The 13,461-nt window shown below is 52.6% G+C and carries 13 protein-coding genes; all 13 read left to right on the top strand.

The features are described 5' to 3' along the window. Positions 1-212 precede the first annotated feature (212 nt). The 13 genes from ACFVSO_RS00615 (at position 213) to ACFVSO_RS00555 (ending at position 13,458) form a co-directional block, all read left to right on the top strand. Entirely contained in the window at positions 213-1,178 is a 966-nt protein-coding gene (locus tag ACFVSO_RS00615; protein WP_387469013.1) for a metal ABC transporter solute-binding protein, Zn/Mn family, read from the top strand. Positions 1,179-1,210: 32 nt separating this feature from the next. Further along, on the top strand, positions 1,211-1,996 hold the full coding sequence (locus ACFVSO_RS00610) for a metal ABC transporter ATP-binding protein (RefSeq protein ID WP_387469011.1): 786 nt from the start codon (positions 1,211-1,213) through the stop codon (positions 1,994-1,996). Further along, the gene (locus tag ACFVSO_RS00605; protein ID WP_387469009.1) at positions 1,993-2,931 is read left to right on the top strand and encodes a metal ABC transporter permease; all 939 of its coding nucleotides are present in this window, start codon (positions 1,993-1,995) and stop codon (positions 2,929-2,931) included. Before ACFVSO_RS00610 ends, ACFVSO_RS00605 begins: the two co-directional genes overlap by 4 nt. Then, a complete protein-coding gene (locus ACFVSO_RS00600; RefSeq protein WP_387469007.1) occupies positions 2,928-3,812 on the top strand; it encodes a metal ABC transporter permease in 885 nt (294 codons plus the stop codon). Before ACFVSO_RS00605 ends, ACFVSO_RS00600 begins: the two co-directional genes overlap by 4 nt. A gap of 133 nt (positions 3,813-3,945) precedes the next feature. Then, entirely contained in the window at positions 3,946-4,692 is a 747-nt protein-coding gene (locus tag ACFVSO_RS00595) for a Cof-type HAD-IIB family hydrolase (protein ID WP_387469005.1), read from the top strand. Between the two features lie 81 nt (positions 4,693-4,773). Beyond that, positions 4,774-5,259, top strand: a complete 486-nt coding sequence (locus ACFVSO_RS00590) for a DUF456 domain-containing protein (protein ID WP_387470502.1) — start codon at positions 4,774-4,776, stop codon at positions 5,257-5,259. A 46-nt stretch (positions 5,260-5,305) separates the two neighbouring features. Beyond that, a complete protein-coding gene (locus ACFVSO_RS00585) occupies positions 5,306-6,031 on the top strand; it encodes a ThuA domain-containing protein (RefSeq protein ID WP_387469003.1) in 726 nt (241 codons plus the stop codon). Between the two features lie 18 nt (positions 6,032-6,049). Beyond that, entirely contained in the window at positions 6,050-7,729 is a 1,680-nt protein-coding gene (locus tag ACFVSO_RS00580) for a putative polysaccharide biosynthesis protein (protein WP_387469001.1), read from the top strand. Positions 7,730-7,859: 130 nt separating this feature from the next. After that, complete coding sequence (locus ACFVSO_RS00575) at positions 7,860-9,473, top strand: copper amine oxidase N-terminal domain-containing protein (RefSeq protein WP_387469000.1); 1,614 nt, start codon at positions 7,860-7,862, stop codon at positions 9,471-9,473. Positions 9,474-9,497: 24 nt separating this feature from the next. Further along, the gene (locus ACFVSO_RS00570) at positions 9,498-9,845 is read left to right on the top strand and encodes a thioredoxin family protein (protein ID WP_387468998.1); all 348 of its coding nucleotides are present in this window, start codon (positions 9,498-9,500) and stop codon (positions 9,843-9,845) included. Between the two features lie 175 nt (positions 9,846-10,020). Beyond that, on the top strand, positions 10,021-10,959 hold the full coding sequence (locus ACFVSO_RS00565; RefSeq protein ID WP_387468996.1) for a COX15/CtaA family protein: 939 nt from the start codon (positions 10,021-10,023) through the stop codon (positions 10,957-10,959). Next, entirely contained in the window at positions 10,956-12,719 is a 1,764-nt protein-coding gene (locus ACFVSO_RS00560; RefSeq protein ID WP_387468994.1) for a UbiD family decarboxylase, read from the top strand. Before ACFVSO_RS00565 ends, ACFVSO_RS00560 begins: the two co-directional genes overlap by 4 nt. Before the next feature lie 25 nt (positions 12,720-12,744). Continuing rightward, the gene (locus tag ACFVSO_RS00555) at positions 12,745-13,458 is read left to right on the top strand and encodes a Cthe_2314 family HEPN domain-containing protein (RefSeq protein ID WP_387468992.1); all 714 of its coding nucleotides are present in this window, start codon (positions 12,745-12,747) and stop codon (positions 13,456-13,458) included. Positions 13,459-13,461 lie beyond the last annotated feature (3 nt).

The raw sequence follows: 13,461 nt of genomic DNA, 5'->3' as shown, positions 1-13,461 counted from the left end.
GAACAATATCATAATGTAGAGGCCGTTCGTGACGAATTCGTCACGTGCGGCTTTTTTTGTAGGCGGAATAGTCAGAAAATCCAAAAAATAAATGTTGCATAAGAGAAACATTTTTGTGTATTATTAAAAAAGAGGCGTTAGGCTAAATGAAATGGATAGAGGCAAATCCAATTTAAGTTCTTATCGTGATTGGTTTATGGGGAGGCATACTTATGAAAGTGCGTATATTCGGTTATTCAGCTATTCAAAGATTAATGATCACATTAGCGTTTTTGACCGTATCCATTCTAGTATTGTCGGCATGCGGCAGCGAATCTGCGGGTTCCAATGACAGCGGCAAGCTGCGCATTACGGCAACGACCGGAATGATTGCGGATGCGGCCAAGCAGGTCGGCGGCGAATATGTGGAAGTGACGGGATTAATGGGGCCGGGCATCGATCCCCATCTATATAAAGCATCACAAGGCGATGTTCGAAAGCTCGATCACGCAGATATTATTTTCTACAACGGTCTTCATCTGGAAGGCAAGATGGGGGAAATATTCGAGAAGCTGGAGAAGAGCAAGCCGGTTGTAGCGGTTGCCTCCAGGCTGGTAGAATCCCAGTTGCTTGGCGATCCGGCTGCGACGGGGGAAGCCACGCATGATCCGCATATCTGGTTCGATGTGAAGCTGTGGATGTCCGCTGTTGAAGTCATCAGAGACTCGCTTGCCGAGAAGGACCCGGCACACGCGGAGCAATATGCGGCGAATGCCAGCGCTTATCTGGCGGAGATGGAGAAGCTTGATGCGTACGCTCTTGAGCAGATCTCTTCTATTCCGGAGAAGAGCCGCATTCTGGTAACGGCGCATGATGCTTTCGGATATTTCGGCAAAGCGTACGGGCTGCAAGTCACAGGCCTGCAAGGCATGAATACGATGTCGGAATACGGCTCCAAGGACGTAAGCGAGCTGAGGGGATTTTTGGTGGAGAACAGCATCAAAGCGGTATTCATCGAATCGAGCGTATCCTCGAAGTCGATCGAATCTGTCATTGAAGGAGCCAAGAAGCTAGGCCATGAGGTTCGGATCGGAGGAGAATTGTTCTCCGACGCGATGGGCGATAAGGGAACGCCGGAAGGCACTTATCTGGGCATGGTGAAGCATAATGTAGATACGGTTGTTGAATCGTTGAAATAACGTTTGATAGTTAGAGAAAGGGAGTGGCCTTTATGAGTCAGACAGCGAAATCAATGTTCACGTCAAGCGAGGCTGCGGCGCCATTGTCCGTAAGCGGGCTTAGCGTAGCTTATCAGAAAAAACCTGTGCTTCGGAACGTTTCCTTTCAAGTAAAGGAAGGCGAACTAATCGGCATCATCGGGCCGAACGGAGCAGGGAAATCTACGATGATGAAGGCGGCCCTCGGGCTGATACCGTCCATTAGCGGAGAAGTACTCGTCTATGGCAAGTCTTATAAGGAACAGCGCAAGCTCATCGGCTATGTGCCGCAGCGGGAATCCGTCGATTGGGATTTCCCGACGAACGCGCTCGACGTAGTGCTAATGGGAACGTACGGCAGGCTCGGCTGGTTCGGCCGGCCGAGAGCGAAGGACAAGGCGCTTGCGCTGGAATGTCTGGAGAAGGTCGGCATGGCGGAATTCGCCGACCGGCAGATCAGCCAATTGTCTGGAGGACAGCAGCAGCGCGTATTTCTGGCAAGGGCGCTAGCGCAGAACGCCAAGCTGTATTTCATGGATGAGCCCTTCGCCGGCGTAGACGCTGCTACGGAGAAAGCGATTATTACGCTGCTGCAGGAACTTAAGAAGCAAGGGAAGACGGTTATCGTCGTCCATCACGATCTTGCGACCGTCGAGCAATACTTCGACTCCGTGCTGCTGCTTAATGTAGAGCTGCAGGCGTTTGGACCGACGTCTGAGACATTCACGCAGGAGAAGCTTCAGCAAACCTATGGGGGAAGATTGGCATTTCTCGATCAGAGCCGAGGTGATCGGTCATGAAAAACTTTATGGAGATGATGGCCGATCCCAATATGCAGTGGATTTTCTTCGGCTGCATGCTGCTGGGACTCAGCAGCGGAGTGATCGGAAGCTTCTCGTATCTTCGGAAGCAAAGCCTTGTTGGAGATACGTTAGCGCATGCGGCGCTCCCGGGCATATGTATCGCATTCATGCTGACCGGCGTCAAGTCGATCGGCGTGTTTCTGATCGGAGCCGGAATCGCGGGCGTGATCGCGACCTTCGGCATCGGCTACATTACGCGCCATTCCAGATTGAAGCAGGATGCGGCGCTTGGCATCGTGCTGTCGACGTTTTTCGGATTAGGCATTGTACTTCTTACCTTTATTCAACACGGCGCTTACGGCAATCAAGCTGGACTTGATAAATTTCTATTCGGGCAAGCGGCTGCAATGGTAGGATCAGATGTCGTGACGATGTCGATCATCTCGGTAGCGTTAGTGACGATCTGTACCTTGTTGTTCAAGCAGTTCAAGCTCATTTCCTTTGATCCCGGTTTCGCCAAAGGAATCGGCTATCCGGTGGCGTTCCTGGAGCAGCTGCTTATGCTGCTGATTGTAGTAGCTGTAGTTGTAGGCATACAGGCGGTTGGAGTTGTACTGATTGCCGCCTTGCTCATTACACCAGCGGTATCCGCGAGATATTGGACGAATCGTCTGGGTGTTATGGTTGCTTTATCCGGCGTATTCGGCGCACTTAGCGGTGCGCTGGGCACATGGATCAGCTCCTCGGTATCCAATCTGCCGACAGGTCCTGTAACGGTGCTTGCCGCAACCGCGTTTTTCCTGCTATCGATTTTGTTCGGTCCTCAGCGCGGCTTGATTGCAAGACGGCTGCTCCGCCTTCGCGTGAAGAAGCGCTATATGATGGAGGGAGAGCTGCGGGCTGAACGCATGAAAGGAGAGACCGCTGTATGAGCGACTTTTGGATATTACTAACTGGTTCTCTTGTTGCCGCATGCTGCGGCATTGTAGGTGTGTTCCTTGTGCTTCGCAAGATGGCTATGATCGGAGACGCCATTAGCCACTCCGTTATGCCGGGCATTGTGATTGCCTTTCTCATTAGCGGCTCTCGGGATTCGCTGCTGATGATGTTCGCCGCACTTGTATTCGGGGTGCTGACCACCTTCTTAATCGGCATGTTCCAGCGAAGCGGCATACAATCCGATGCTTCGATTGGCGTTGTATTTACTGCGTTGTTCGCCATCGGTGTCATCTTGGTCAGCTTGTTCGCACGGCAGGTGCATCTGGATCAGGATGCGATTCTGTATGGTGAGATTGCATTCGTCCATTGGAATGTGTGGGAGATCGGCGGCGTCAGCATGGGACCGAAAGCGGTATGGCTGCTCGGTGTTACGCTTGCTGTCATCATCGCAGTGATCTACTTCTTCTACAAGCAGTTCAAGCTATGTTCCTTTGATCCGGCATTGGCTGCGGCGATCGGTATTCCGGTTGCGTTCTTCCACTACCTGCTTATGGGGCTGGTCTCCATGGCAACGGTCAGCTCCTTCGAGAGCGTGGGCGCAATTCTCGTCGTAGGTCTGCTAATTATTCCGGCATCCACCGCTTATCTGCTGACGGACCGGCTCAGCGTCATGATTCTGATCAGTGTTGCCGTCGGCGTAGCCAGCACATTTTTGGGTTACGGCGTATCGGTATTGCTGGACGCTTCGATTGCGGGCTGCATGGTATGTGCGGCAGGCTTGCTCTTCGTGCTGGCCTTCTTGTTCTCACCGTCTCATGGTTTAGTTATTCGGAAGCTGAGACAGCGCTCGATGGCTTCATCGGTGAATGTCTGACGATCGTTATAGAAGCGAAGAGACCGTCCTCCGGACTTGCCGGGCAGGACGGTCTCTTTTTCGTTTGGTTGTTTCGGGTCTTAATATGTTAAAATAGGCTGGTACGTTAGGAACGGATAAGGAGATGGGCACCATGACGAAGTACAAATTGATTGCACTGGATATGGACGGAACGCTATTGAACGAGCAGAGCGAAGTCAGCAGAGAGAACGCTGAATGGGTGCAGCGTGCTCTTGACGCTGGCATCACGGTCAGCTTCTCCACAGGCAGAGGTTTCGCCAGCGCGCTGCCATATGCGGAGCAGCTAAAGCTTACGACACCGATGATTACCGTCAACGGCGGCGAGATCTGGACAGAGCCCCATGTGCTGTACAAACGGACGGAGCTGAGCCCGGTCTACATACAGCGTCTGCATGAGCTGGCGCAGCAATATCCCGAAGTGTGGTTCTGGGCCTATACGACAGGTGAGATATACAATAAGGAGCGCTGGTTCGACGCAACTCATAACTACGATTCCTTCCACTGGCTCAAGTTCGGCTACTATACCGAAGACGACCGGGCGCGGGAGCTTATTCTGGCCGAAGTGCAAAGCTGGGGCGGACTGGAAATTACGAATTCCTCCTTGCAAAATATCGAGCTGAATCCGCTGGGCGTATCCAAGGCGAGCGCGCTTAAGGATCTGTGTGAGTGGATGGATATTGATATGTCACAGGTTGTAGCGGCTGGAGACAGCCTTAACGATATTGCAGCGATCCGCGAAGCGGGCCTCGGGGTTGCGATGGGCAACGCGCAGGATGCCGTGAAGGAAGCGGCTGACGTCGTTACGCTGACCAATCAGGAGCATGGAGTGGCAGAATTGATCAAGCGCTACGTTCTGTAGCGACATCCGTATACTTAAATAGACACAAGGATAATGCCTGTGCCGAATCTTCATAACCTTAAGGGGAGATGAAACATGTTTTTGGATATTTTGGGATGGACGCTTATTGTATTGCTGTTCATCATCGGCATGGCGGGAACGATTTATCCGATACTGCCGGGGGCTATCGCCATATATGCGGCTTATTTTGTGTACGGGCTGTTTTTTTCGTTTGAGCCGTTTGGGGTATTTTTCTGGATCATTCAGTCGCTGATCTTTATCGTGCTGTTCATCGCGGATTATGCGGTGAGCGCATGGGGGGTCAAGCGGTTTGGGGGAACGAAGGCTTCGGTGATCGGAAGCACGATCGGACTCATTGCGGGACCTTTTGTCATTCCGGCTTTTGGTCTCATTATCGGTCCCTTTGCGGGCGCTGTCATCGGAGAGCTGATCGCAGGCGCCAACTTCGAGAAATCGCTTAAGGTAGGCTGGGGCTCGCTGGTCGGATTATTTACAAGTGTCATCGTTAAAGTGATTCTGCAAAGCGCCATGATCATTCTGTTTGTATTGTGGCTGATCTTCAACTAAGTGGATGGCATGAGAAACTAGACTACATTAAAGGCGGTTATTGGATATGGTAAAAGTAACGGTATGGAATGAATTTCTGCATGAGAAACAGCATGATGAAGTGAAGAAAGTCTACCCGGACGGCATTCATCAGGCGCTGGCCAAAGGCATCGCCGCAGGCGATATCCAGGTCGCTACCGCAACGCTGGAAGAGCCGGAGCACGGCTTGACAGAAGAGCGCCTTAACGAGACGGACGTGCTGATCTGGTGGGGCCATATGGCTCATGACCAAGTAGATGATGCCATCGTGGAGCGGGTGCAGCAGCGCGTGCTGAACGGCATGGGGCTAATCGTCCTTCATTCCGGGCATTTCTCTAAAATTTTCAAAAAACTGATGGGCACAGGCTGCGACCTGAAGTGGAGAGAAGCAGGCGAGAAGGAGCGCCTGTGGGTCGTTAATCCCGCGCATCCGATTGCAGCAGGCTTGCCTGAATATATTACGCTTGAGAACGAAGAGATGTATGGCGAGCACTTTGACATTCCGGCGCCGGATGAGCTGATCTTCGTCAGCTGGTTCGAAGGCGGAGAAGTATTCCGAAGCGGCTGCACGTTCAGCAGAGGACAAGGCAAGATCTTCTACTTCCGTCCAGGCCACGAGACCTATCCGACTTATTACAACCCGCAAGTTCTGCAAGTGATTCAGAACGGCATTCGCTGGGCGGCGCCTTCTCTGGCAGCTGCTCCTGTACGCGGCAACCATCAGCCGCTAGAACCGATCTCAAACCAATCGTAAGGGGACGAGCCGACCGTTATGCTGAAGAAAGAATCCCTATTAAAGGGCACGATCATACTGGCGGCGGCAGCGCTCGTCGCCCGGTTTCTCGGCTTGTTCCAGCGTATTCCGCTGGACTATATGCTCGGGAACGAAGGCAATATTGCCTTCACGAATGCGAATCAGGTCTATATGATCGTACTTATGATCGCAACGGCAGGCTTTCCGAGCGCCATCAGCAAGATGGTGTCAGAGCGGTATGCGCTGGGAAGACCTGATGAGGCCCAGCGCATCTATCGCGCAGGTCTCTTGTTCGGACTTATAGCGGGCTTCGTGCTGGCTGTCGCCCTGTTCGTGCTGGCGCCGCTGTATGGCGCCATATCCAAGGAGCCGGGAAGCGTCATGGCTATTCGCGCGATCGCGCCGGCACTCTTGTTCTTCCCTCTCGTTGCGATGATGAGGGGCTACTTCCAGGGACGGCAGATGATGTCCGTCGGCGGCACCTCCCAGATCGTGGAGCAATTCGCGCGCGTTATTCTGGGCTTGCTGCTCGGCTGGCTTGTGCTGGAGCTGGGCTGGGGCGACCGCTGGGCGGCAGCGGCCATTACATTCGGCAGCGTATTCGGTGGCATCGCGGCTTTCGCCGTGATGCTAAGATTCGCCCGCAAGCTGAAGAAGCAGGACGCTTCCACCAGAAAGCCTGCCCGCCGGATGAATGCGGAGGCCTCTGCTGCGCTTAGACCTTCATTTAGCTCCCCATCTGCTAAGACACCGTCCGGTACGTTGACCAATCGGGGAATCTACAAAGAGATTCTGAGCATGTCGATTCCGTCCTTAGTCACGTCGATGTCAATCAATTTGGTTCTTCTATTCGACGTGATGCTGTTCAACCGGCTGACTAATAATTTCTATACGATGGTTGAAGCGAAGGCGGTTGCCGCCGACTATGGCATTAAAGCGATCTCCCTGGCGGGCATACCGCCCATTCTGGCTATCGCGCTTGGATCTTCCATTATTCCGATTATCTCATCCGCCTTCTCTCTGAAAAATATGGACGAGGTGCGCCGCCAGGCATCCATGGTGATGCGGATCGTATGCTTCACGGGCGTGCCTGTTGCCCTGCTACTGGCGGTAGCATCTTATTCCGTCACGGGCCTCCTGTTCGCGGGGCCAAGCGGCAGCGGACCTGTAGCGGCGTTGTCGGCTGCAGCTATCCTGCAAATTACGATGATGACCTCCAATTCGATCATCTATGGTATGGGCAAGCCAAGGCTGTCCATGACTCATACGCTAATCGGACTGGGCCTTAAGGTTGCCGTCAGCATTGCGCTAGGGCCGCTCCTTGGCATCTATGGACTTATTATCGGCTCTGCCGTATGTTTTATCGTAGTTACCATGCTTAATCTGAGAAGCATTAACGGCATCGTGAAGCTGCAAGTGCTTGGCGCGCGCTGGCTGCCGTACATTGCTGCAGTGGCGCTATCCGCTTTGGCAGGTTGGGGTGCTGAGCTTGGCGTCTTGACGCTGACGAGCGCTTGGTCTAACAAGCTGTCGTATCTTCTTGCAGCTATAGCTGCCGCGGCAGTAGTGGGCGGGCTGTACGTTGCGCTGCTGCTCATCCTGCGAGTGATTAGGCCAGAGGACGTATCGGCGCTGCCAAGGCCGCTCAGAGGGCCGTTCAACAAGCTTCTCCGCGTATTTCAACGTGCGGGAGCTTAATGTGCCATAATTTAAAGGCTTGAATTAGAAATAAACGCCAAATTATACATTCCAGACGTTTACAATCCTCAAACCTCTCAAGTACAATGAATTCAGTTCATTTATATGTACATAAGAGGGAGAGATAGGGATGAAGAAATGGCTGAATGCCAGACGATTATCTATGCTGCTGCTCGCCATGACGATTTTGATCGCGGCGGGCTGTCAGTCGGTTGGGGGACTGGATCTCAACCAGACGCTGAAGAACTCGCTGAAGACGACTTCCAGCGAAAGCAAGAGCACGCTTGAATTCAAGCTGAATCTGGATGAGAAAGCAATTAAGGATGCAATTGAAAATGAAGAAGCAACAGACGAAGATGTTGCGTTGATCCGCTTGTTCTCGAATGTAAAGCTGGAGCTTCACCAATTGCAGGCAAGCCATACCCGCCTGTCCGTTGAGGGCAAGCTGACGCTTGGCGAGCAACCGGTATCGGTAGGCTTCTCGGCGAAAGCGGATGAGAAGACGCTAGTGGTCGAATTGGAAGGTGCGAAACAGCCGTTCACCTTCGATCTGACAGGCGAGACATATTTGGAGCTGAACGGGATTGATGCTGAAGAAGCAGCCTTGCCTGAAGGCGCCGAGGAGTCACTGACTAAGCTTGGCTTTGATATGATGGATATTGTTTCTCATTACGGCATAACGAACCTGCCTAACCCGAAAGACCTGAAGGTTACGCCTGTATCGGAGCCGATCAACGGCGTTGAGACAGGGCTGATGCATGTTCAGTTCAGTCTGGACAGCAAAGGACTATGGGATTGGGCGGGCTCGTACCTGGATGCGCTCATTGCCGACCGTGAAGGCTTGCAAGCCATGGTCAAGGGCATATTAGAATTGTTCGAATCGAACAAGGCGCTGCTGGAGTCGCTTGGCGAGACTGATCTGCTTGGCACGGGCACGCTGGACGCGCCTACGCTGGAGGAACAGGCGGAAGAGGCGGCTGGGATGCTTACGGAAGAGCTTGTGTACCTGCGGGATGAAATGAAATCCTTGGAGAAGGAAGACAAGGAGTCCCTTGATGCCTTCTTTAACGAAGCGCTTAAGCTGAATGTAGACGTCTACGTGGACAGCAGCCTTCATATTCGCAAGACACAATATGACCTGAGTTATACGTCTGCGGACACCGTTCAAGAGATGGGATTGCCTTTCACAGGACTATCGCTGAAGCTTAACACCGAGCAGTGGGATGTGAATGGCGATGTGAAGCCTGCAGCGCCTGTGGTTACAGAAGATGCCATTACGCTTGAAGAAGCGGAATATATGCAAGGCTACGATGTTGTGAAGCTGTTTGAAGAGGATTCGTTTATTTATGACCTGTTGAAAAACAAGATGCACATTACGTATCAGGCTTACTATGGATTTCCAGAATCGTTCTATAACCCGCCGATTGTGATGCCGGGCTATATTACAATGGTAGCTGTCCGTGACGTTGCGGAAGATTTTGGCGCTGAGGTCACCTACGATCCGAAGACGCGTACCATTACAGTTGCAGACCGCGGCACGGACACGAAGATCCAGTTCCAATCGGGCAGCGACAAGGTCATCGTGAACGGCGTCAAGGAAGTATGGCCGCTTCCGGCCACCGTAATCGAAGGCACAACTTATGTGCCTGCACGGAAGCTGGCTGAAGCATTAGGGGCAACGATTGAGTGGAAAACGTTCTACGAGGATGGAGACAAAGTTCTCGTCATCGAGCGCGAATTGTAAAATAGGGCTGGAGGTTGTACATCCATGAACAAATTGAAGACGGAAGCCGAGTTCAGAGAAGCGGTCTCGGGCGGAGAATTGACTATTGCTGTATTCAAAGCGGTATGGTGCAAAGACTGCCACTTTATTGATCCCTTTATGCCGGATGTGGAGAAGCAGTATGAGGGCCGTGCGCGTTTCTTCGAAATCGACCGCGACGATCTGCCTGATCTATGCTCGGAATTGAATATTCTGGGCATCCCGAGCTTTATTGCGTTCAAGGACGGCAAGGAATTGATCCGCTTCGTCAGCAAGCTGCGCAAGTCCCGCGAAGAAATCGAAGAGTTCGTGGATCGCGCGATTGCGGTTAGCGATAATCTGGCACAAGCCTAAAGTTAAAGGATTGGCATACTAAATCCGTATGGGAGCGGCGCGATTGCAAGCCGCCTCATACGGATTTTGTTTTTATGGGATGAAAGGCCGAATCGTCACATTTTCAACATGGCTTTTGCCCAAGCTTATCGCTATAATTGAAGGGTCATAACTTACGGAAAATAGGTGATTTTTTATGGTAACCGGCCGTTTTCGCGCGTTTGCTATCGCATCGTGCATCGGAATGCTGCTTGTACTTTTAGCCGGGGCTTTGGTCACGAATACCGGTTCTGGCAGAGGCTGCGGCGACGATTGGCCGCTCTGTCACGGCAAATTCATTCCTGCGTACACATTCGAGTCTATGCTGGAATACTCCCATCGTGTTGTCAGCGCCCTGGAGGGCATCCTTGTTCTTGGCGTTACGATCGCCGCGTATCGCATGTACAAACGTAATCCTGATGTGTACAAAGAACCTTATTACTATGCGGGATTTGCGCTTTTGTTCACTGTTATACAGGCGTTTATGGGTGCAGCTGCCGTCTTATGGCCGCAATCGCCGCCAATCATGGCTATTCATTTTGGCATATCCATTATTGCCTTTGCAGCTACGATGCTGCTCGTCATCTGGACGTATCGCGTGCGCAAGGGGCCGCAAAAGACCTTTGTTGTGCCGAGGTCCATTCTTCCACGCGCCTTGATTACATCGGTATATTGTTATGTCGTGATCTACCTTGGCGCTTTCATCCGTCATACCGAAACGGCGGGCGGCTGTGAAGGATGGCCGCTATGTAACGGCCAGGTCATCCCGGAGATGACGGGCGCTACGGGCATCGTCTTTATCCACCGGGTAGCCGCATTGATATTGGCGCTCATGATCGCCGGATTGTATTATCATGTGCGCAAGGTTAGTTCCGACGGCGAAGGCCTGACAAGCTCCGCTGGCTGGGTGCTGCTGCTAATCGTTGCTCAAGTGATGAGCGGGGCTTGGCTGACATCCACAGTCGGGGACGAGAACTGGTTTATCTTTACGAGCTTGATTCATAATTTGATTATCGTAGGCCTATTCGGCATATTAATGGACATTGTCATTCGTTCATGGCGGCTTAGGGAGCGGGAAGGAAGTGGGAAGCTATGACGTTCGGGAATTTGCGCGAGTTTCTGGAAGTACTGAAGAAGGACGGCGATCTGAAAATCATCGAAGCTCCAGTTGATCCTTACCTGGAGCTAGCTGAAATTCATCGTCGCGTCATCGAACAGGAAGGACCGGCGCTGCTCTTTACGAATGTAAAGGGCAGCCCTTTCCCTGTCGTGACGAATCTGTTCGGGACAAGCAGAAGGGTTGACCTTGCTTTCGGACCAAGACCAGAAGAGCTGATGAAGCAGATCGTAGGCGCGACAGAAAGAATCATGCCGCCGACACTGAAGGCCATCTGGGGCGAGAAGCAATTGATTCTGGATATGATGAAGGTGGGCATGAAGGATGTGCCGGCTTCTTCCGCGCCGATTCTGGGTACGCTCAAGAAGGAGCGCCCGCTGGCAGGATTGCCAGCCATCACAAGCTGGCAGGAGGACGGCGGGCCGTTCGTGACGCTGCCGCTGGTCTATACGGAGAGCATGGCTTCACGCAAGAAACATAATCTCGGCATGTATCGGATGCAGATTTTCGACGACTCCACGACCGGCATGCATTGGCAAATACATAAAGGCGGCGGCTTCCACTATTACGAAGCGGAGCAGCGGGGCGAGGCGCTTCCTGTAACCGTATTCCTGGGCGGGCCGCCGGCTTTGATCGCTTCGGCGATCGCTCCGCTGCCGGAGCACTTGCCGGAGCTGCTGATGGCTTCGCTTATTCTTGGGGAGAAGCTTCCCGTCGTTCAAGATCCGCAAGGCGGCCACCGCATCCCGGCGCAAGCGGAATTTGCGATCAGCGGCAAGGTACCTCCGCATCTGCGCAGGCCAGAGGGGCCATTCGGAGACCACTTCGGCTATTATTCCCTGATCCACGATTTCCCTGTATTTGAGGTCGACCATGTGTGGCATCGTAAGGATGCCATCTATCCGGCTACAATTGTCGGCAAGCCTAGACAGGAAGACTACTATTTGGGCGAATACTTGCAGCGGCTGCTTGCGCCGGCGTTCCCGATGGTGATGCCAGGCGTGAAGGAGCTATGGGCATATGCAGAGGCCGGCGTACATGCGCTTGCGGCGGCAGTCGTCAGAGAATCGTATTCCCGAGAGGCGCTCTCTACGGCATTCAGCATCTTGGGCCAGGGCCAGCTGACGCTGACCAAATTCCTCATGCTGACGGACCAGCCGATTGACTTGTCGCGCTTCGATGTCCTGCTTGAGACGGTGCTGGAACGCTTCAATCCCGCGACAGACCTGTTCGTATTCGATGAGACATCACATGATACGCTGGATTATACAAGCGGCAAGCTGAATCACGGCAGCAAGGCGGTTATGCTTGGCGTAGGCGAGCCTGTCCGTAAGCTGCCAAGGACTTATACAGAAGGCGCAATAGGTGAGATCAACAACGCACAGGTGTACTGCCCGGGCTGTCTGGTCGTGTCAGGCGCTTCCTATGAAGCGGAGCCGGCACTCGCCGAGCGGCTGCTTGAACGACTGAGCGAGAAGGGAACGGATTGGCCGCTTGTTATATTGGCGGATGACGCCAATATTGTGACGGGGCAAACCGCTTTCCTATGGACCGTATTTACTCGCTTCAATCCGGCTGACGATATCTACGCGTTGTCTGACGTACGGAGACATCACTTCGGCTACAAGCTGCCGATCGTAATCGATGCGCGTATGAAGCCAGGATATCCTGATGAGCTGTTCCCGCGCGAAGATGTTGTGAAGCTGGTTGATACACGCTGGAACGAATACAAACTATAATTGCTTGCGGCAGGAGGCGTTAGTCATGCTACATTTCATGTTCGACGAACCGGAGAGAATAGCGGACGGCGCGTTAGCTGAAACATTCGTCCTGATGGATCAATTTGTAGATATGGTGGCAAGCCGTATTCGGAGCGGACAGGATACGGACCAGAAGCTGCGCAAATATGAAATATGGACGAAAGGCTTGCGCTCCTCGCTCATTGAGCTGGAGCAGAGCCATTATGCGGCAAGCCGCTTCAAAGATAAGGTCGCTTCAAGATCGGTGGACGACATGTCCAAAGACGAAAAGCTGGATTATGACCGCTATGTTTATTTTGATAAAAACAGTTTTATACGGGTCTTTTCCTTATTGGATAAGATGGGCACTCTGCTGAATGAATTGCTGGGGATGCGCACGGAGAAGATCAAACCTCATTTTTCCTATTTTACGGTACTGCGGAATATGCGGGAGCGGAAAGCGCATCCCGGCTTGACCTGGAAGCTGAATGATGTGAAGGAACAATATAAGGATTCAATGAACCGGTTGCGCAAGCGCAGAAATACGGAAATCCATTATATGAACTCGGAAATGCATGACGATCTGATCCAGAGCCAGCGCATGTACGGCGAGGAAGCTCGGCTGGAAAATATCGCGCAGCAGTCGGAAGATTTGACGAATTGCTTGCATATGTCTATAGAATCATTAAGGCTTACGTTCCAATATGCTTGCGCGCTTCTGCGCAGCAAGTCCGTATAATCC

Source organism: Paenibacillus sp. NPDC057967, from assembly GCF_042887015.1.
Lineage (GTDB): Bacteria > Bacillota > Bacilli > Paenibacillales > Paenibacillaceae > Pristimantibacillus.
Note: the sequence above shows the minus strand (reverse complement) of the source record. Positions and strands in the feature narration are given on the sequence as shown.

Bases quoted from the DNA above. Each gene is read 5' to 3' on its own strand.
- ACFVSO_RS00615 (WP_387469013.1), top strand. From the start codon at position 213: ATGAAAGTGCGTATATTCGGTTATTCAGCTATTCAAAGATTAATGATC.
- ACFVSO_RS00610 (WP_387469011.1), top strand. From the start codon at position 1,211: ATGAGTCAGACAGCGAAATCAATGTTCACGTCAAGCGAGGCTGCGGCG.
- ACFVSO_RS00605 (WP_387469009.1), top strand. From the start codon at position 1,993: ATGAAAAACTTTATGGAGATGATGGCCGATCCCAATATGCAGTGGATT.
- ACFVSO_RS00600 (WP_387469007.1), top strand. From the start codon at position 2,928: ATGAGCGACTTTTGGATATTACTAACTGGTTCTCTTGTTGCCGCATGC.
- ACFVSO_RS00595 (WP_387469005.1), top strand. From the start codon at position 3,946: ATGACGAAGTACAAATTGATTGCACTGGATATGGACGGAACGCTATTG.
- ACFVSO_RS00585 (WP_387469003.1), top strand. From the start codon at position 5,306: ATGGTAAAAGTAACGGTATGGAATGAATTTCTGCATGAGAAACAGCAT.
- ACFVSO_RS00580 (WP_387469001.1), top strand. From the start codon at position 6,050: ATGCTGAAGAAAGAATCCCTATTAAAGGGCACGATCATACTGGCGGCG.
- ACFVSO_RS00575 (WP_387469000.1), top strand. From the start codon at position 7,860: ATGAAGAAATGGCTGAATGCCAGACGATTATCTATGCTGCTGCTCGCC.
- ACFVSO_RS00570 (WP_387468998.1), top strand. From the start codon at position 9,498: ATGAACAAATTGAAGACGGAAGCCGAGTTCAGAGAAGCGGTCTCGGGC.
- ACFVSO_RS00565 (WP_387468996.1), top strand. From the start codon at position 10,021: ATGGTAACCGGCCGTTTTCGCGCGTTTGCTATCGCATCGTGCATCGGA.
- ACFVSO_RS00560 (WP_387468994.1), top strand. From the start codon at position 10,956: ATGACGTTCGGGAATTTGCGCGAGTTTCTGGAAGTACTGAAGAAGGAC.
- ACFVSO_RS00555 (WP_387468992.1), top strand. From the start codon at position 12,745: ATGCTACATTTCATGTTCGACGAACCGGAGAGAATAGCGGACGGCGCG.